Here is an 18,019-nt window from a genome sequence, read left to right on the forward strand (position 1 = left end):
CCCGGGTACTAGGCTCGCCCGCGACACCGGACGTCGGACGGCGCGCCGGGAACCGACACCAGCCGGCGTGCCCACGTCTCACACCAGAAGGGGTCAGGATGCCCCGGAGCGGCTTGAACGAGAGCCTCCGACACGTTTTCCAGCCGGCTCACCGCAGGGTCGCCGGCCTCCTGCCCCTCCCTCTCCGGCGGCGATACCTGTACCTGGCCGGGCACGGGCGGCTGCCCCGGCTCCGCGATCCGCAGACGTTCGGCGAGAAGATCAACTGGCGCATCCTCCACGACCGACGCCCGCTGCTGGCCTGGACCTGCGACAAGCTGGCGATGAAGGAGCACGCGGCCCAGGTGCAGGAGGAGGCCGGCATCTCGGTGCCCGAGACCTTCTGGTCGGGCACGAATCTCACCGAGGTGGCCGGCCGGATGTTCGACCGACCCTGGGTGCTCAAGCCCAACCACCGCAGCGGCCTGGTGCGCTTCGGCAGCGAGAAGGAAACGGTCGACGCGCGGACGATCGCGGAGACGAGGACCTGGCTGCGCGACGACCAGAGCGTCCTGCTCGGCGAGTGGGCGTACAGCGAGGCGCGCCCCCTGTACGTCATCGAGGAGGCCATCGGCGACGGCGTGACGCCGCCCGACGACTACAAGTACCTGGTCTTCGACGGCAAGATCGCCGCGGTGTCGGTCGATACGGGCCGGTTCACCAAGCAGCACTCGCGCACCTTCTACACGGCCGACTGGGAACCACTGCACGTGGCGACCGCCCTGGGCAGCGGCGAGCCCGGCCCGCCGCCGGAGAACCTGGACGAGCTGAACCACGCGGCGGAGGTGCTCGGCCGCGACTTCGACTTCATGCGGGTCGACCTCTACAACGTCGACGGCACCATCTGGTTCAGCGAGTTCACCCCCTACCCGGGCGGGGGTGTGCTGCCGTTCGAGCCGCCCAGCTTCGACGCCTGGCTCGGGGACCAGTGGACGCTGCCCGCCCTCGACGACGTCTCGGGCCGGTGAGCCGGGCACGATGCGGAACGGAACGACGGGCCCCGGCCACCACGACGACGGCGCGCTCCGGGTCCTGAGCGTCGGCCCGACCGGCGGGCAGCCCGGCGGCATGGCCTCGGTCGTCGCCGAGCTGGAGACCCAGAACCGGCTCAGTGCCACCCCCGTTCAGCTGCGGGTCGTGGACTCCGGCGGGATCGGCCCCGCTCCGCGGCGGGCCGTGGCGTTCGCCCGCAGCCTGCTGACGGCCGGCACGGCGCGCGCCGACGTCGTCCACCTGCACGTGGCCAGCCGCGGCAGCACCTGGCGCAAGCTGGCGATCGCGCGGGCGTGCGCGCTGCGCGGCCTGCCCTACGGCATCCACCTGCACGGCGCCGGGTACCGGGACTTCCTCGCGACGCTCTCGCCGGCCGCGAAGCGCCGGGTCGGGCAGTTCTTCCAGCGCGCGGCGTTCGTGGTGGTCCTGGGCAAGCCGTGGGCCCGGCTGGTCTCCGAGGAGCTGGGCGTTCCCGCCGCGCGGGTGCACGTCGTGCACAACGGCGTGGCGGACGGCGCACCGCCGGTCGTGCCGTGGCCGGCCGGTCGCACCAAGCGGGTGCTCCTGCTCGGCCGGATCGACGAGTCCAAGGGCGTGCCCGAGCTGCTGCGTGCGTTCGAGCGGCTCGACGACCTCCACGACGCGGAGCTGGTCCTCGCCGGCCCCCCGGTCGAACCCCACGTCGTCGCACTCGTGGAGGAGGCGGTCCGGGCCCGCCCCGGCCGCATCACCTACGCGGGGTCGCTCCCCCGCGCGCAGGCGCAGGAGCTGCTGCGGGAGGCCTACCTGCTGGCCGCGCCCAGCCACGCCGAGGGCCTGCCGATGGTGGTCATCGAGGCCATGAGCCTGGGTATCCCGGCCGTCACGACCCCGGTCGGCGCCATGGAGGAGCTGGTCACCTCCGGGCGGAACGGGTTCCTGGTCCCCCCGGGCGACGTCGACGCCCTGGCCGAGCACCTGCGGCTCCTCCTGGGCGGCGAGCAGCTGCGCGACGCGATGGCGCAGGCGGCCTACGCGACGTGGCAGGCGGGGTTCGACGCCCGCACCATGTACGCCGACATCCGCGCCCTGTGGCAGGAGGCGGCCGCCGGCTGAGCCGGGGCCGCCAGGGGCCGGGCGTCAGTAGGCGCCGCGCCCGCGGAGGACGGCCCCGAGGGTCTTCCAGAGGATCATCATGTCGAAGCTCAGCGACCAGTTCTCCACGTAGCGCACGTCGATGCGCACCGAGTCGTCCCAGGAGAGGTCCGAGCGGCCGCTGATCTGCCACAGCCCGGTGATGCCCGGCTTGACCAGGAAGCGGCGGCGCATGTCGAAGCCGTAGCGCTCGGTCTCGCTGGGCAGCGGCGGGCGCGGGCCGACCAGGCTCATGTCGCCGCGCAGCACGTTGATCAGCTGCGGCAGCTCGTCGAGGGAGTAACGGCGCAGCACCCGCCCGACCCGCGTCACGCGCGGGTCGGCCTTGCGCTTGTAGAGGACACCGTTGCCGTCGTTGTCGGACTCGAGCACCTCGACCATCCGGTCGGCGCCCTGCACCATGCTGCGGAACTTGAGCATGGAGAACGTCTGCCCGTCGCGGCCGACGCGGGTCTGCTTGAAGAACACCGGACCCCGGCTGGTCGTCTTCAGGGCCAGCGCGATGAGGAGGAACAGCGGGAGCGTCAGGAGCAGCGCGACGGCGGCGAGGGAGGTGTCGACCGCCGTCTTGGCCAGCCGGCGCACGCCGCGCAGCTCGGGCCGCTCGACGTGCAGCAGCGGCAGCCCGCAGACGGGGCGGATGGCGACCCGCGGCCCGACGACCTCGGTGACGGCCGGGGCGAGCAGCAGCTCGGCCTCGGTCTTCTCCAGCTCCCAGCCGAGCCGGCGCAGCGACGAGCCGTCCAGCTCCGGGCTGGGCATGACGGCGACGGTGTCGACCTCGTACCGCTTCACCACGTCGAGCACCTCGTCGAGGCCGCCGAGGACGGGCAGGCCGTCGAAGTCGGTGGGCACGTCGGCCGCCTTGCCGTCGGGCAGGCAGCACCCGATGACCCGGTAGCCGTGGTAGGCGGCGCGGTCGAGCTCGGCGTGCAGCGAGGCCACGGCGTTGCGGTGCCCGACGATGACCGTCGTCTGCTGGAACGCCCCGCCGGTGCGGGCCCGGTGCAGCGCCTGCCGGCGCACGTAGCGGTACAGCAGGGTGAGCACAGTGGCCAGCGGGAGGGCGACGACGACGAAGCCGCGGGCGACGCGCAGGTCCAGACCCCAGGAGACCACGGCCACGACGGCCAGCAGGACCGCGGCGGAGTGCAGCACCCGCCGGAACTCCTCGGCACCGACCCAGAGGAAGCGCTCCTCGTAGCTGCGGCCGACGTGCATGGCGGCCAGCCACAGGAACGGCATGAGCAGCGCGGCCCACAGCGAGTACTGGGCCGCGCCGTCGACGTCGGTGCCGAACCGGACGAAGTAGCCGATGGTGGCCGCGAGCACGGCGCAGACCGCATCCCCGAGGACGATGCTGCGGACGTACGCCGAGCGCCACGCCCGTCGCGCCTCGGTGCCCTCGCCGCGGAGGCGGCGGAGGCCGTAGAAGCGGGTCCGCACCTTCGCCGGCAGCACCTCACGAGTGGTCTGTTCGTGAGCAACCTGCATCGAGATACCGAGCCCCCTGGGTGCGTCTGGTCGTCGTGGTGGCGTACCCGCCAACACAGCGCCTCGCTCACCTGCACGGAGAGTGAGCACGCATGGGCAGCCGGACACCATTGCTCCGGCCGGTCGAGCCGCCATCACGACGTTAACGGCTCAGCGCTGAAATGTCTCGCCCACGACATAACAGCACGTAACGGACACCCTCGGTCACAGACTGTCAGCGAGGTCCGTCACGTCGCCCGCCCGCCCGCCCGTGGAGCGAACGGCTCAATTCCCGCTCGTCGAGTCCGAATGCCGGGGCGCGGTGGAGCCGACGACGGGGATCTCGGTGGTCGGCGGATCCGTCGGCACCTCGGCCCGCGTCGCACCCGCCGGCGGGGGCGGCACGTCGGGGCGCGTCGCTGCCGGCACGTCGGGGCGCGGTGCCGCCGCCGGCGCGGCCGGCGCCTCCCGCGTCGTTGCTCCCGCGGGCTCGGTCCCGCCGTCGTCCCCGCTTCGTTCGCCCGGCGCCTGGGGGGTCTCCTGGGCGGCGGCGGGCCGGAGCTTGGGCTCGGGCTCCGTGGGGGGCTCTCCCTGATAGCCGGACGCCTGCAGCGCCGACGCCGGGGCGTGGGTGAGGACCACCCCGAGCCTCCTCGCGCCGACCCGGTCGAGCACCGCCGCGGCCCGCTCCAGCTCGTCCTGCCGGGTCTTCCCCTGGCGGACAGCCAGGAGGACGCCGTCCATGGCCACCGCGACGGCGCTGCCGTCGGCGACCGGCAGCAGCGGCGGAGTGTCGAAGACGACGAAGTCGTGGGTGGCGCGCAGCCGGTCCACCACGCCGGGCAGCTTGCCCGACGCGAGCAGCTCGCTCGGGTTCGGCGGGATCGCTCCGGCCCCGAGCACCGACAGCCGGCCGTTGTCGTAGGACTGGAGGACGTCGTCGAGGTCGGCGGTGCCGGCCAGGACGCTGGTGAGCCCCGCGCCGTCGGACAGCCCGAGGTACTTGGCCACCCGGGGGTGCCGCAGGTCGGAGTCGACCAGCGCGACCCGGCGCCCGCCCTCGGCCAGCGTGACGGCCAGATTGACGGCGAGGGTGGTCTTGCCCTCCGCGCCGGCCGCGCTCGACACCATGATCACGCGCGGCGGCTGGTCGACGTCGAGGAACTGCAGGTTGGTGCGCAGCTGCCGGAACGCCTCGGCGTTGCCCGACCGGCTGTGCCGCTCGAGCACGTGCTCGGAGGCGAGCTGCCGATCGCGGGCGACGGCCCCGATCACCGGGACGCCGGCCGCCGCGGAGGCGACCTTCGCATCGCGCACCGAGCGGTCCATCCGCACCCGCGCGTAGGCCAGCACGAGGCCGACGAGCAGGCCGATGAGCACGCCGACGGCGGTGTTGGCGACGGGGTTCGGGGAGGAGGGCTCCTCCGCGATCGCCGGGGTGCCCAGGGGCTGGATCTCCACCGGCACGGTCGTCACCGGCACCTCGTCGGGGTCGGTGGGCGTCGTCGTGGTCTCCTCGACCGCCAGCACCAGCTCGGTGAACTCGGCGGCGACCGCCACGGCGATGTCGCGGGCCCGTTCGGCCGAGGTGTCGGTCACGACGATGTCCAGGACGGTGGTGTCCGGCCGCACCGAGGCCTCGATCCGCTCCTGCAGCTGCGCCGCCGTGAGGTCGAGGTCGAGCCGGTCGATGACGGAGTCGGCCAGGACCTCGCTGCCGAGGATCTCGACGTAGGAGGGCACCCGGCTCTCGGCGAACTGGGTGCCCTGGAACGCGGCGGTGGTGGAGCTGGCGTCCGTCGACGTCACCCAGAGTTGAGCCGACGACGTGTACGTCGGCGTCATCGCCTGGGTGGTGCCGGCCCCGACCGCGCCGCCCACCAGCACCCCGATCACGGGCAGGAACCACCCGGCGCGGAAGGCCGCGATGGTGTCTCTGAGTTCCACTACTTCCTCGTCTCCGGTGATCGACGCTCACAGGCGTGAGCTGCAGGCGGTCGCGGACGTCGCGCGGGCCCGCGCGCTGCCGGCGCAGCCGACTCAAGCAGTTGCTGGGCCGTCCAGGCTAGATATCGTGCGGGGATCCGGGGGGAAGCTTCACCCGGACGGGCCATTGCCGATGCACTTGCGCCAGTGTTCGACGAAGTTGCGCCGCACGACGTCGTTCGAGTGCCGGGCCCGCACCCGCTCCCACGCGCGGCGCCCCAGTGACAGGGCGAGCTCCGGGGAAGCGGCCATCCGCCGCAGCGCCGCGCCGAGCGCCTCGGGGTCGGCCGGGGGCACGACCATCCCCGTGTCGTCGACCACGTCGGCGATCTGGCCGACGTCGCTGGCGATGACCGGCGTCGCCAGGCTCATCGACTCGAGGATGATCATCGGCATGGCCTCCGCCCGGCTGGGCAGCACGAGCGCGAGCGCCGTCCGCAGCCGGGCCTGCACCTGCTCCGGCGGGACGGGCCCTTCGAACACCACGCCGTCGGGGAGCGGCTCGGGCAGCCGGAACTGCGGGGCGAGGTCGCCGAAGAGGATCAGCTGCTGGCCGTCCAGCCGGGCCTCCGACCATGCGTCGAGGAGGACGTCGGCGCCCTTGCGCGGCCCGACCTCGCCGGCGAAGACGAAGCCCGAGCGACCGTCGGCGACCGGGCTCTCCTCGATGGGCACCGAGTTGGCCACCCGGACGGCGTCGATGCCGAGGGAGCGCACGACCTCGGCCGCCGGATCGGTGAGCACGAACACCACCGCGGGCCAGCGCAGCACCAGCCGGGCCAGCCGGCGGTTGCCCTCGGCGAACGCGACGAACTGCGAGCCGTGCACCAGGGCGGTGCAGCAGATCCCGCGCCGGCGGGCGATGCCGAGCAGCAGCCCCTCGCGGAGGAAGGAGCCGTGCTGGGTCAGGTGGAAGTGCCAGACGTCGGTGGGCTCCACCCGGCTGACCAGGACCCTCAGCGCCGTCCGGGCGAACGTGGCGAGGGTCCGCCGCCGGTCGCCGTGCCAGTAGGAGGGCCACTCGCGCACGACGAGGTCGTCGCCGCTCCAGGTGTTCATCGTGCGCACCACGGAGGAGACACCGCCGCGCCCCTGCGACGCGTTGCCGATCTGCGTGACGCGCAGCGCGGGCCGCAGCGGGCAGCTCACGCCGACGTGTCCCCGGCTCGGCGGATCACCACGCCGGAGGGGTCGAGGTCCGCGGCGGTCAGCTCCCCGGGCGCCCGCAGCAGGACCAGCCCGCGCCCGGCGAGCTCACGGGCCACCTGCAGCTGGTGGTCGTCGACGTGCTCGCCGCGCTCTGCCAGCCGCGGGACGACGACGGGCCGGACGCCGAGCTCGAGGGCGCGCATCAGGGTGCCCACGCCGGCGTGGGTGACGAAGACGTCGCTCTCGGCCACCAGGCGGTCGAAGTCCTCGGCGCGCATCTCCTGGTTCACGTCCCCCGGCAGGTCGTCGCGCGTGGTGGCGCCCAGCTGCCAGGTGACGGTGTCGCCGGGGCGCATCCCGTCCCGCACCGCATCGACCAGCGCGTCGAAGCGGAACGGCTTGATGGTGCCGAGGCTGACGAAGACGCGGCGTCCCCCGCCGCTCCGGGCGGGGCCGTCGGGAACGGGGACGGCGGTGTAGTCGTCGAGAAGCGAGGGGCCCAGCTGCCAGCCGGGGCGGTCGGCCCACGTGGCGTGCTGGCAGTACCGCTGCACCCGTGGCAGCCGCTCGAGGATGCGGCCGGTGGCCGAGGGCCCGTCGAAGCGGGACACGCTCTCGATGTAGACGAACGGGAGGCGCCGCAGCTGCGCGATCGCGTAGGCGGAGAGACCGACCGCGGCACCGGTGCTCAGGACGACGTCGAAGGGTTCCCGGCGGGTCTCCCGGTGCAGCCGGACGGCGGCGCGGACCGCCGGTGCCAGGCCTCGCGGAGGCACGTAGTCGAGAGCGACCACGCGGCGCCCGCCGAGCAGCGACCGGCTCTGCTCGGACTCGAACGTGGCGAAGACCGAATCCGGCCGGAGGGCGAAGCGCTCGGCCCACCGGACGATCTGCGCGAGGTGACCACCGGTCGAGGCGACCAGGAGGGCGCGCTTGCCGCTGAGCGCCGCGGACAGCTCCACCCTCTCACCTGCCGGTTCGGCTCGATCCCGTCGTGGTGGCACTCCCGCAGCGTAATGGGGCACGGGAGCGCAGCCCTTCCCGCGCGCGCCGATTCGCCGGTTGGGGTGGCTGCCGGCAGCGGACGGAGACGGGCTAGGTGACGTTCGCCACGTCCGCGCGCGCCGGTTCGGGACGCCGCCGGTCCGGATGCGCTCCGCCCGGCCGCTCCCCGGCGGCCCCGTCCTCCTCGGCGGACCGTGCACCGAACGATCCCAGCAGGCCCACCAGGACGAACAAAGGGATGTAGGAGGGCGGGGAGACGAAAACCGGGTTGCCGGTCGACTCCAGCAGGTACTGGACCAGCCAGGCGATCCCGGTCAGCCCGAGGAACCGCGCCACCGGCTCGGCGTCGCGCGAGAGCCGGCTCACGGTCCGGAAGACGGCGACGAGCGCGGCGAGGAACGCCAGCATCCCGAGGAAACCGGACTCCCCCAGCACCGCCGGCCACATGGTGTCGGTGAGGAACATCGCGTTGCCGGTGCGCTCGGAGAGCCCCCAGACGTACTGGTAGCCGCGCTCGAGGTAGAGGGGGCTGTAGAACTCCGAGGCCGTGTCCGAGCCGAACCGGCCGAAGCCGGCGCCCAGCGGGAAGTAGTCCTGGGCGACGAAGAAGGAGTCGCGGGTCATCAGCGTGCGCGCCGCGGTGCCCTCGGACTGGTCCAGGTAGGTGGCGACGATGCCCTGCAGCGCGTTCAGCAGCGTCGACCAGAAGACGATGACGATGCCGGCGACGACGGTGAGCGCCGCGGGGAAGACGCCGGCGCGGCCGGCCCGGGAGCTCAGCCACAGGAAGCTGCCCATCATCCCCAGCCAGGTCTTGCGCCGGAAGGAGAGGACGGCGACCAGGGCCATGCCGGCCGACAGCAGCCAGGTGAAGCGGGTCGAGCCCATGCTGGTGTTCCAGGCGACGACCGCGAGGAACCCCAGGGCGGCCATGATGCCGAGCGTGCCCGGCTCGACGAACGGCCCGATCAGCGACGGGATGGCCGCGCGGTAGCTGAGCTGGTCGATGTTGCCGACCGTGCTCTGCCAGGTCTGCGGGATGGCCAGGTTGACCAGGCAGCAGGCGATGATGAACAGCAGGACGGCGACGCCGCCCTTGGCCAGGCGGCGCACGTCCGCGCTGGACCAGCGCAGCTGCGCCACGGCCAGCGCGAGCAGGATGCCCTTGCCGGCCAGCGCGGTCCCCGAGGCCAGGACGACGAGCGGCACGTTCGCGACCAGCCCGCTGACCACCCCCAGCACCCCGTAGAGGGCGAACCAGCCCAGCCCGGGGAAGGTCCGGAGCGGCTCGCCGCGGAACAGCCGGGGCCCGACGCAGACGAGCAGCGAGGCGCCGATCACCGCCTCGTCGAGGTAGTCCACCTGGGCGATGCCGCTCACCTGGGCGGCCGACTTGTTGAACAGGCTGACCAGGACGGCGGCCGCCACGAAGCGCTTGGGGTGCTGGCAGCCCCACGCGAGCACGGGGACGCCGACCACCAGCAGGAGCACCGGGACCGGCTGGTAGGACGCCGCCACGGTGAGCCCGACGACGGCGAGCACGCAGACGACCAGCGAGCGGGGCACGGTCCTGGTCAGCGCGTCACCCACCCCGACCCCTTCCACGCCCCGGCCCGCTCGCTCCGGGCGATACGGTCCCCGCTGGTCCGACGCAGCGTTCCACGCGTACCGGCGCTCCGACAATGCCACGCCGCCGCGACCCCCCGGCCGGGCGACGCCTCGGTATGGCTGCCGTCACACCCGTGGGGGCCACCGCCACCTGCACGGTGGATTCTCCCCCTCCCCGTCGCCGTCCGGCTGGCGTTGCCGGTGGTGCGTGGTCGAACATGGCGGAGGCCTGCATCGGACGGACGGGGGAACGCCGGGGCCAGACCTGCCCGACCAACCCCCACTCGGACTACAGGAGCACTGCGTGAAGATCTCGGTCATCGGCTGCGGATACCTGGGCGCGGTGCACGCCGCCTCGATGGCCGAGCTGGGTCACGACGTCGTCGGCGTAGACGTCGACCAGGCGAAGATTGACTCGCTGGCCAAGGCCCAGGCGCCCTTCTTCGAGCCGGGCTTCGAGGAGCTGCTCGAGCGCACCCTGGCCACCGGGCGGCTGCGCTTCACCACCGACATGGCCGATGCGGCCGGCTCCACCGTCCACTTCGTCTGCGTCGGCACCCCGCAGAAGCGCGGCGAGTACGCCGCCGACATGCGCTACGTGCAGGGCGCGGTCGAGTCGCTGCTCGAGGTCCTCTCCCCCGGCGAGCTCGTCGTCGGCAAGTCCACCGTGCCGGTGGGGACGGCGGCCCGGCTGGCCGAGCTGATCGACGAGAAGGTGCCCGGGGCCCTGCTGGCGTGGAACCCCGAGTTCCTGCGCGAGGGCTTCGCCGTCCAGGACACGCTGCACCCCGAGCGGCTGGTCTACGGCCTGCCGGCCGGTGCCGACGCCGAGACGGCCCGGAAGCTGCTGGACGAGGTGTACGCGACGATCGTCGCGCGGGGCACGCCCAAGGTGGAGAGCGACTACGCCACCGCCGAGATGGTGAAGACCGCCGCCAACTCGTTCCTGGCCACCAAGATCTCCTTCATCAACGCCATGGCCGAGCTGTGCGAGGCGACCGGCGCCGACGTGAAGCTGCTCGCCGACGCCATCGGCTACGACGACCGGATCGGCCGCAAGTTCCTCAACGCCGGCCTCGGCTTCGGCGGCGGCTGCCTGCCCAAGGACATCCGCGCCTTCATGGCCCGCGCCGGGGAGCTGGGCGCCGACCAGGCGCTGACGTTCCTGCGCGAGGTCGACAACATCAACATGCGCCGGCGCATCCGCATGGTGGAGCTGGCCCGCGAGGTCTGCGACGGTTCGCTGCTGGGCAAGAAGGTCGCCGTCCTGGGTGCGGCTTTCAAGCCCGACAGCGACGACATCCGCGACTCCCCGGCGCTGAACGTCGCCGCCCAGCTGCAGCTGCAGGGCGCCGTCGTCCGGGTGACCGACCCGGCCGCCATCGAGAACAGCCGCCGGCAGTGGCCGCAGCTGGACTACGCCGCCACGCCGGAGGAAGCGGCCGAGGGCGCCGACGCCGTGCTGGTGCTCACCGAGTGGAAGCAGTACCGGGAGCTCGACCCGGTGGCGTTCGGCCGGGTGGTGTCGCAGAAGCGGGTGCTCGACGGCCGCAACGCGCTGAGCCGCAGCGAGTGGACCGCCGCGGGCTGGACCTACCGGGCGCTCGGCCGCCGCGCCGGCTGACCCCCGACCCGCCGATCCCGCCTGCCGTGCCGCCGACCCTCCGCGCCGCCCGATGGTGATCCGACGGCTCGGCCGCGCCCTGCGCGGCGGGAAGCTGGTCAGCCGGGGGCTCACCGTCGCCGACCAGGCGATCTCCAGCGCCAGCAACATGCTGCTGTCGGTGGCGATCGCCTCCGGCGTGAGCGCGAGCGTCTTCGGCGAGTTCGCGATCATCTACAGCATCTACTGGCTGCTGCTGGGCGGAACCCGCGCCGCGGTCCTCGACCCGCTGCTCATCACCCAGCGCAACGTGCTCAAGGGCGCGCCGGTGCACCTGGTCGCCGTGGCGTCGGCGGCGGCGGTCGGGGCCATCGGCATCCCGGTCGGCCTGCTCCTGCTGGCCACCCCCCTGGACGTCGCCTGGGCGGTGTTCTTCCTGGGGCTGCCCGCCCTGCTGGTGCAGGACGCGCTCCGCTACGTCGGCTTCTTCGAGCAGCGGCCGGGCCGGGCGGTGCTGCTGGACGGCGTCTGGCTGGTCGTGATGATCGTCGCCACCGTGCTGGCCCTGACCGACGTCATCTCGGGCACCGCCGTCGTCCTGGGCCTGTGGATCCTCGGCGCGTTGCTGGCCGACCTGATCGGCCTGGTCGCCTTCCGGCTGCGCCGCGAGCCCCTGCACCTGCGGGCGCGGCTACGGGCGATGTGGCCGGTGTCCGGCCCGCTGCTCGGTGACTTCGCGCTCTCCTCGGGCTCCGGCCAGCTGACGATCTTCGTGCTGCCGCTGGTGGCGAGCACCGCGCTGCTCGGTTCGCTGAAGGCTGCGCAGGTAGCCAACGGCCCGCTCAACATCACCGTGGCCGCCGCGAGCGTCATCTGCCTGCCGATGGTGGCGAGCGCGGTGGAGTCCGACCGGAACCGGGCGCTGCGCATCGGCCGGTTCGCCTCGCTGGCGCTGGCCGGGGTCGCCGTGGTGTACGGCACGGTGCTCGTGCTGCTGCCGCAGGGCGTCGGGCAGGCGCTGTTCGGCGAGTCGTGGGGCTCGGGCTGGCTGGTGGCCGCGGTGAGCATGCAGATGGTGCTGTTCGGCATCACGCACGGGGCGCTGCTGGCGATGCGCGGTTCGCGCAACACCGGGGCCGCACTGAAGGTGCGGATCGCCGTGGCGCCGATCGCGGTGCTCCTGCCCGTCGCGCTGACCGCCGCCTGGGGCCGCACGGGCCTGATGGCGGGGCTGGTGATCGCCGCCGCGACGATGTCGCTGGTGAGCTGGCTGGTCGCCGTCCGGGTCGTGCCGAGGACCCTGCCGCCGGAGGAGGGCACGGCCGGCGACGAGGCCGTCGAGGTCCTGGAGGACGCCCCGACCGGCAAGAACCCGCTGGGCTCGCCGGCGTCCACGGCGCAGTAGCCGTCAGTCGGCCGCCGGCGCGTCGAGCGCGACGCTCTTCCGCGACTCGCCCCAGCGGGCGTCGGAGAAGTAGAGGGTGTGCTCGCGCCGGGTGTTGCTCGCCGCGTAGATGCCCTGCTTGAAGTAGACGCTCTGCCCCTCGAACAGGTTGGCCCCGACGGCGTTGACCAGCCGCTCGTCGTTGATCCACACCTGCGTGTTGCCCTGCTCGGGGTCGGTGGACCACTCGATGCGGACGATGTGGTCCAGCCACTCGCCCCGCTCCAGCGGGCCGAGGTCGTAGGTGGCGACGTACTGAGCGGACTCGCGACCCTGCAGCCCGCCGCGCACGGAGAGCCGGATCTCCGGCTGCGGCCCGTCGGTGACCCACAGGTCGACGTTGGGCGACCCCTCGTTCGCCGTCTGGTGCCACTGGGTGTAGATCAGAAACTCGCCGCCGCCGTCCCACAGGAAGTCCTCGGGGAAGTACGTCGACCACGAGTACCACTGCACGTCGCCCTCCCGGGGCGCGCCGGCCTCCTCGATGGTCGAGCGCACCTCCCCGCGGATGGTGGTGTCGACGCCGAAGGTGAAGTCGCCCGGGCGGGCGGAGAAGGCGGCGGAGTACTCGTTCCCGGGGCGGACCGGCTCGTCGACGACCCGCACCTGCTCGGGCCGGGCAGCCTGCACCTCGCTCCAGTCGGAGAGGTCGCCGTCGGCGTAGCTCCACACCTGCTCGGGCTCCGCCGGCTGCTCCGGCGACGTCGACCCCGAGGTGGCGGAGGACCTCGACCGGGAGGTGGTGAACCGGTCCCCCGTCGTCGGGACCGGATCGAGCTGGGCCCGCGGGATGGCGGTGCTCTCGATCGGGGTCGACATCGGTTGTGACGTCGCGTGCGGGGCCTCGCCCTCACCCCCGCCGTCGCCGGAGTCGCCCGAGCCGCAGGCGCTCAGTACCAGCGACGCCGTCACCGCCAGGGCGAGCGGGAGCCGTCGTCGTCCTCGAGTCACTGCGGTTCCCTCTTGGTCTGGTCTCAGCGCGGTGGGCGGCACAGCGCCCCGGACGACGGCCGACTCCCCCGGTACGAGCCCGCACCGGGCAACCACGGGCGGGCCGCCCGAGATTACTCATCGAGAGCTCGTGACCGCAGCGTCACCGCCACGTAGGAGGAAACGAGGTGTTCACGCCCCGTGTTCCCCGACGCCCGGCGGCGACGGCCGGCAGCGCTTATTGTCGGTAGCGATGATCTTCCCCCGACGTGTCGCCGACGAGCAGCCCGAGGTGCCCGGCGCACCTCGGGCGGGTTAGCGGTGTCGACACCACGCCCTGGCACGACGTCGCGCAGCGCCGCCACGCGGCCGGCGGGCCAGGGCGCAGGTGAGCGGCAGCCGCGGCGCGCGGCAGCGCTGCCGGTGCGTCCGCGGGCGTCGTCCTCCGGCCCCCTTCCGCCGAAGCCGACCGCGCGGCTGGACTCGCTGACCGGCCTGCGGTTCGTCGCGGCGCTGCTGGTCTTCGGCTCGCACCTGATCGCGACGTTCGAGTTCACGCCGGTGGCCGACACGGTCTACCCGTACCTGGAGCCGGGCGCGGCCGGGGTGAGCTTCTTCTTCATCCTCAGCGGGTTCGTGCTCACCTGGACGCACCGCCCCGGTGACCGGGCCGGCCCGTTCTACCGCCGGCGGTTCGCCCGCATCGCGCCCGCGTACTGGGTCGCGGTGATCGCGTTCATCCCGCTGAACGCGCTGGCCCGCCCGGAGGAGACCGGGACGCTGCTGCTGCACATGGCGCCGCAGTTCCTCGGCCTGCACGCGTGGATCCCGGACAACGAGTACTACTGGGCCGGGAACGGCGTCACGTGGTCGATCTCCTGCGAGATGTTCTTCTACGCGCTGTTCCCGCTGCTGATCGTGCAGGCGCTGCGCCTGTCGCAACGGGCGCGGTGGTGGGTCGCCGGGGTGCTCTGCCTGCTGGTGATCGTGCCCCCGATCGTGCTGGCGCCGCTCACCCACGGCGAGACGGTGGCCGACTGGGCGATCTTCATCTTCCCGGTGCAGCGGCTGTGGGAGTTCTGCCTCGGCATCCTCATCGCACTGTGGATCAAGGAGGGCGCCCGCGTCCGCCGCATCGGGCTCCGCGGCTCGCTCGCGCTCGTCGCCGTCGCCTACGTCGTCGCAGCGTTCGCGCCCGCGTACCTGATCTGGGTGGCGATCCCGTTCATCCCGTTCGCGCTCACCATCGCGACGGCCGCGCAGGCCGACCTCGACGGGCGCCCGTCGGTGTTCCGCCGCCCGGTGCTGGTGAAGCTCGGCGAGTGGTCGTTCGCCTTCTACCTCACCCACCAGCTGGTGATCCGGGCGGTGGACTACGTGTTCGAGCCCACCACCGTCGCGGCTGCCATCGGCGCCTCGGTGCTGGCCCTGGTCGGGTCGATCGCCAGCGCCTACGTGTTGTTCACGGTGGTCGAGAAGCCGCTGGAGCGGCGACTGCGCGGCGGCACGCTACCGGTGAGCACCGGCGGCGGCGGTCACGCCCAGACGCGCTAGCGCGACTCATGCCCTCCGGCTGCGTTGAGCGACGCCGCCCCGGCGCACCCACCAGGTTCCGGGAATACTTGTGATGCGCAGCTGTGACCCGCCGGCAGACATGCGAGGGTACTGTCGAGGTAAGTGATCACGGTCACGGAGAAGGGTAGGTCCCCCTCGTATCCGGCGACGAGCCGGCGACACCAAGGAAGAGCCCATGAGCTGGGTGCTGATCCTCATCGCACTGTGGGTGGCGGCGGGCGTCGCCGTCGCCCTGGTGATCGGGCGCGGGATCCGCCTGGCCGACGACGAGGTCGCCGTGGCCACGACTCTGCGTGCCGGGCCGGTCACCGACGAGGCGTGGCCGATCCCGGGCGGGGCCGCGACGCAGGGGGCTCCACGCAGGGCGCGCCCATCCGGCCACCCGGCCATCGGACACTGCATCCCCGCCCCCGAGCGCGCGCCGGTCGATCGCGAGCGCGGCCTGGCCTGAGCCTCACCCCCGGGAGGCAGGGCCGGCCCTGCTCTTTCTCGCGTCGCCGTACCCTCGGCCGGGTTCGACGGCGACGGGGGTCAGGCGATGCAGTGGGACGAGGGCGGCGGGCGCGACAGCGGGCGCACGGGTGACACCTCCCCCGTCCCCCTCGTGGCCGACGGCGACCACGCCGACGGAAACCGTCCTCGCCGCCGCGGGTTGCGGCGGGCGCTGATCGGCCTCGGGGCCCTGGCGCTCGTGTTGGCACTCCTGGTCGGCGGCGGCTTCTGGTTCCTCGCCGACCGCTGGGCCGGCAACATCGACCGGGTCTCCGACGTCTTCGCCGACATCGAGGAGGACGCACGCCCCGCTCCGGCCACCCCGCAGGAGAGCGCCGGCGAGCAGCCGGTCACCTTCCTGCTGGTCGGTTCCGACACCCGCAGCCAAGGCGAGCAGGGCGTCGACCCCGGCGGCCGCTCGGACGCGATCATGCTCGCCCGCCTCTCCGCCGACCGGCAGCACGCGCAGCTGATCTCCATCCCCCGCGACTCGTGGGTCGAGATCCCCGGCCACGGCATGAACAAGATCAACGCGAGCTACGCGTTCGGTGGTCCGTCGCTGCTGGTGCAGACCGTCGAGCAGCTCACCCAAGTGCGCATCGACCACTACGTCGCCATCGACTTCGAGGGCCTGGTCCAGGTGACCGACGACCTCGGCGGCGTGGACGTGGTGGTGGCCGAGACGACGACGAACGGCCCGTACACCTTCGAGGCCGGCATGAACCACCTGAACGGAGACGAGGCCCGCTGGTACCTCGGGCAGCGCTACGGCCTGCCCGGCGGCGACTTCGACCGGGTCAAGCGGCAGCAGCAGTACCTGCGGGCGATGTTCGACAAGCTGTTCAGCTCGGAGACCTTCACCAGCCCGCCGAAGCTCGATGCGGCCATGCTCGCCATCACGAGCGCGATAAGCGTCGATGACACTCTGAGCAACGCGGACCTGGTCAGCCTCGCGTACTCGATGCGCGGGGTGACGCCGGGCGACGTCGAGTTCTTCACCGCTCCGGTGCTGGGCACGGGCATGGAGGGAGCTGCCAGCGTCGTCTACCTCGACGGCAACGCCTCCGAGCGGATGTGGGAGTACCTGCGCAGCGACTCGCTCGGCCAGAACGCCGACGAGTTCGCCGACGAGGCACTGCCCGACGTTCCGCGCTGACCCCAGCGGCGCCATGCGCGCAGGTCACCGCACGACCCGAAGCGCCTCCCCGCTCCACGTCGCAGCGTCGACGGCAGGCACCGTGTTGTGGTGGTCTTCCGCAAGGGCGGCCAAGCGATCGAGGACGACCAGAAGTGTGGCGGCGATCAGCTCACCGACCTCCTCGTGCACCTCTACGGGCATCCCGATGGGGTCACGGATGTCGTCGTCCTCGCCGCTCGGCCGACGTCCACGCGCACGCGCCATCGCGGCGACCAAGGCGCGGGCGCGTCCGGGAAGATCCGGACCCTGCGGATGCTCGGTCACGGCCGACAGGAGGGCCGCGGCCTCGCGCAGGGTAAAGCTGCGCTGGAGAGCGCGAGGAGCGCGCTCGAGGAGCGCGGCACGGTGGGCACGGGTCATCGTGAGGACCAGATCCGCGCCTCCGGCGATGACCTCGTCCAGTTGGCGGGCACGGAAGCCGCCGGGTTCGGCGCCGTATCCACGGAGGACCAACGCGCTGTCCCGATGCATGGCCGATCCGACGACGGCATGCGTCCCGGCACTGACCAGCTGGATGTCGGATGCCCGCTCACCGAGCCGGTCGTCGAGATAGGCCCGGCCGAGCCGCTCGGCCAGCGCGGAACGGCAGATGTTGCCCGTGCAGACCAGCAAGACGGTGAACGCCGAACCGGCGGAGGCAGGTGACATCACAGCCAGTTTCCCGCCCTTTCCCAGGGCCCGCAGCGACGCCAGGGCGCAGTGGGTCGATCCGTCCCAAGGCGCGTTGCGAGGCACCCGCTCAAGGTGCGCTGGTTCGCTGCCGAACACTTGCTCATGAGGTTGCTGTTCGTCTGCACCGGCAACATCTGCCGCTCGGCGGCAGCCGCCGTGCTCGCGGGCGCGTGGCCGGCGGGTCATCTAGGTCTCACCGTGGAAGCCCGCAGCGCAGGCACTCGCGCGCCCGCCGGGCGGGCGGCGCACCCCCTCACCGTCGCCGCCCTCGAGCAGCGCGGGTTAACGGCCGAGGACCACGTTGCCCGCAGGTTGTCCGCGGCGGATCTGGCGTGGGCGGACGTGGTGCTCGGGATGAGCGTCGAGCACCGGGAGGCGGCGCTTGCGTTGGACCCCCGGTGCCTGCGGAAGACCTTCACCCTGTTGGAAGCGGCAGCCTTGTGCGCCGAGCTACCGCCACACCGCCTGGCAGGGGTGGTCCCGGAGAAGCGCGGTAAGGCGCTGGCCGAGGCCCTGATGGAGGTGCGCGGTCTGCACCGGGGCCACTCGTCCGCCGGCGTCGAGGATCCGATCGACGGCGGGGCAGAGCTGCACACCCAGGTCGTCGACGAGATCGCGGCGGCCCTGCGCACCATCCTGATGGCGGTCAGCCGACAGATCGGCGGCGCCCGGCAGCAAACCATCCGCGTCGACCGCCTGCCGCCGGTGCCGGCCTAGC

Annotated in this window: 15 protein-coding genes; 8 read left to right on the forward strand and 7 right to left on the reverse strand. The window is 72.8% G+C overall.

Annotation, left to right across the window (positions count from 1 at the left end; translation table 11 throughout):
• The first annotated feature begins 113 nt into the window (after positions 1-113).
• Both ACI79K_RS12250 and ACI79K_RS12255 read left to right on the forward strand, forming a co-directional pair.
• Positions 114-1,007 (forward strand): ATP-grasp fold amidoligase family protein, encoded by an 894-nt coding sequence (locus ACI79K_RS12250; RefSeq protein WP_456599820.1) that lies wholly within the window; start codon positions 114-116, stop codon positions 1,005-1,007.
• Positions 1,008-1,017: 10 nt separating this feature from the next.
• A complete protein-coding gene (locus tag ACI79K_RS12255; protein ID WP_456599821.1) occupies positions 1,018-2,127 on the forward strand; it encodes a glycosyltransferase family 4 protein in 1,110 nt (369 codons plus the stop codon).
• 24 nt (positions 2,128-2,151) lie between these two features.
• Here the strand turns inward: ACI79K_RS12255 and ACI79K_RS12260 are convergent, their stop codons facing one another.
• From ACI79K_RS12260 to ACI79K_RS12280, 5 genes are all read right to left on the reverse strand, one after another.
• Positions 2,152-3,660, reverse strand: coding sequence for a sugar transferase (locus tag ACI79K_RS12260; protein ID WP_456599822.1), 1,509 nt, complete (start codon positions 3,658-3,660; stop codon positions 2,152-2,154).
• A 264-nt stretch (positions 3,661-3,924) separates the two neighbouring features.
• Entirely contained in the window at positions 3,925-5,586 is a 1,662-nt protein-coding gene (locus ACI79K_RS12265; protein ID WP_456599823.1) for a polysaccharide biosynthesis tyrosine autokinase, read from the reverse strand.
• Positions 5,587-5,736: 150 nt separating this feature from the next.
• Complete coding sequence (locus tag ACI79K_RS12270) at positions 5,737-6,774, reverse strand: glycosyltransferase family 4 protein (RefSeq protein ID WP_456599824.1); 1,038 nt, start codon at positions 6,772-6,774, stop codon at positions 5,737-5,739.
• Positions 6,771-7,736, reverse strand: a complete 966-nt coding sequence (locus ACI79K_RS12275; protein ID WP_456599825.1) for a glycosyltransferase — start codon at positions 7,734-7,736, stop codon at positions 6,771-6,773. Before ACI79K_RS12275 ends, ACI79K_RS12270 begins: the two co-directional genes overlap by 4 nt.
• A gap of 133 nt (positions 7,737-7,869) precedes the next feature.
• On the reverse strand, positions 7,870-9,369 hold the full coding sequence (locus tag ACI79K_RS12280) for an O-antigen ligase family protein (protein WP_456588361.1): 1,500 nt from the start codon (positions 9,367-9,369) through the stop codon (positions 7,870-7,872).
• 322 nt (positions 9,370-9,691) lie between these two features.
• Between ACI79K_RS12280 and ACI79K_RS12285 the strand changes: the two genes are divergently transcribed.
• Both ACI79K_RS12285 and ACI79K_RS12290 read left to right on the forward strand, forming a co-directional pair.
• On the forward strand, positions 9,692-11,011 hold the full coding sequence (locus ACI79K_RS12285) for a UDP-glucose dehydrogenase family protein (RefSeq protein ID WP_456599826.1): 1,320 nt from the start codon (positions 9,692-9,694) through the stop codon (positions 11,009-11,011).
• 52 nt (positions 11,012-11,063) lie between these two features.
• Positions 11,064-12,395: a hypothetical protein gene (locus ACI79K_RS12290; RefSeq protein WP_456599827.1), complete on the forward strand. Its 1,332-nt coding sequence runs from the start codon at positions 11,064-11,066 to the stop codon at positions 12,393-12,395.
• A 3-nt stretch (positions 12,396-12,398) separates the two neighbouring features.
• Here the strand turns inward: ACI79K_RS12290 and ACI79K_RS12295 are convergent, their stop codons facing one another.
• Positions 12,399-13,385 (reverse strand): polysaccharide lyase, encoded by a 987-nt coding sequence (locus ACI79K_RS12295; RefSeq protein WP_456599828.1) that lies wholly within the window; start codon positions 13,383-13,385, stop codon positions 12,399-12,401.
• A 402-nt stretch (positions 13,386-13,787) separates the two neighbouring features.
• Between ACI79K_RS12295 and ACI79K_RS12300 the strand changes: the two genes are divergently transcribed.
• The 3 genes from ACI79K_RS12300 to ACI79K_RS12310 all read left to right on the forward strand — a co-directional run bounded on the left by ACI79K_RS12300 (position 13,788) and on the right by ACI79K_RS12310 (position 16,587).
• Positions 13,788-14,918, forward strand: a complete 1,131-nt coding sequence (locus ACI79K_RS12300; RefSeq protein ID WP_456599829.1) for an acyltransferase family protein — start codon at positions 13,788-13,790, stop codon at positions 14,916-14,918.
• A gap of 196 nt (positions 14,919-15,114) precedes the next feature.
• A complete protein-coding gene (locus ACI79K_RS12305; protein WP_456599830.1) occupies positions 15,115-15,390 on the forward strand; it encodes a hypothetical protein in 276 nt (91 codons plus the stop codon).
• A gap of 87 nt (positions 15,391-15,477) precedes the next feature.
• Positions 15,478-16,587, forward strand: coding sequence for an LCP family protein (locus ACI79K_RS12310; protein ID WP_456599831.1), 1,110 nt, complete (start codon positions 15,478-15,480; stop codon positions 16,585-16,587).
• 24 nt (positions 16,588-16,611) lie between these two features.
• On the opposite strand, the gene ACI79K_RS12315 is transcribed toward ACI79K_RS12310, so the two are convergent.
• Positions 16,612-17,397, reverse strand: a complete 786-nt coding sequence (locus ACI79K_RS12315; RefSeq protein WP_456599832.1) for an arsenate reductase/protein-tyrosine-phosphatase family protein — start codon at positions 17,395-17,397, stop codon at positions 16,612-16,614.
• A 6-nt stretch (positions 17,398-17,403) separates the two neighbouring features.
• On the opposite strand from ACI79K_RS12315, the gene ACI79K_RS12320 reads away from it, so the two are divergent.
• On the forward strand, positions 17,404-18,018 hold the full coding sequence (locus ACI79K_RS12320; RefSeq protein ID WP_456599833.1) for an arsenate reductase/protein-tyrosine-phosphatase family protein: 615 nt from the start codon (positions 17,404-17,406) through the stop codon (positions 18,016-18,018).
• Position 18,019 lies beyond the last annotated feature (1 nt).

It is taken from the genome of Blastococcus sp. SYSU DS0616, assembly GCF_054051015.1.

Excerpts from the sequence above, each read along its gene's own strand:
- ACI79K_RS12320 (WP_456599833.1), top strand. The coding sequence starts at position 17,404 with ATGAGGTTGCTGTTCGTCTGCACCGGCAACATCTGCCGCTCGGCGGCA.
- ACI79K_RS12305 (WP_456599830.1), top strand. The coding sequence starts at position 15,115 with ATGAGCTGGGTGCTGATCCTCATCGCACTGTGGGTGGCGGCGGGCGTC.
- ACI79K_RS12260 (WP_456599822.1), bottom strand. The coding sequence starts at position 3,660 with ATGCAGGTTGCTCACGAACAGACCACTCGTGAGGTGCTGCCGGCGAAG.
- ACI79K_RS12310 (WP_456599831.1), top strand. The coding sequence starts at position 15,478 with ATGCAGTGGGACGAGGGCGGCGGGCGCGACAGCGGGCGCACGGGTGAC.
- ACI79K_RS12255 (WP_456599821.1), top strand. The coding sequence starts at position 1,018 with ATGCGGAACGGAACGACGGGCCCCGGCCACCACGACGACGGCGCGCTC.
- ACI79K_RS12290 (WP_456599827.1), top strand. The coding sequence starts at position 11,064 with ATGGTGATCCGACGGCTCGGCCGCGCCCTGCGCGGCGGGAAGCTGGTC.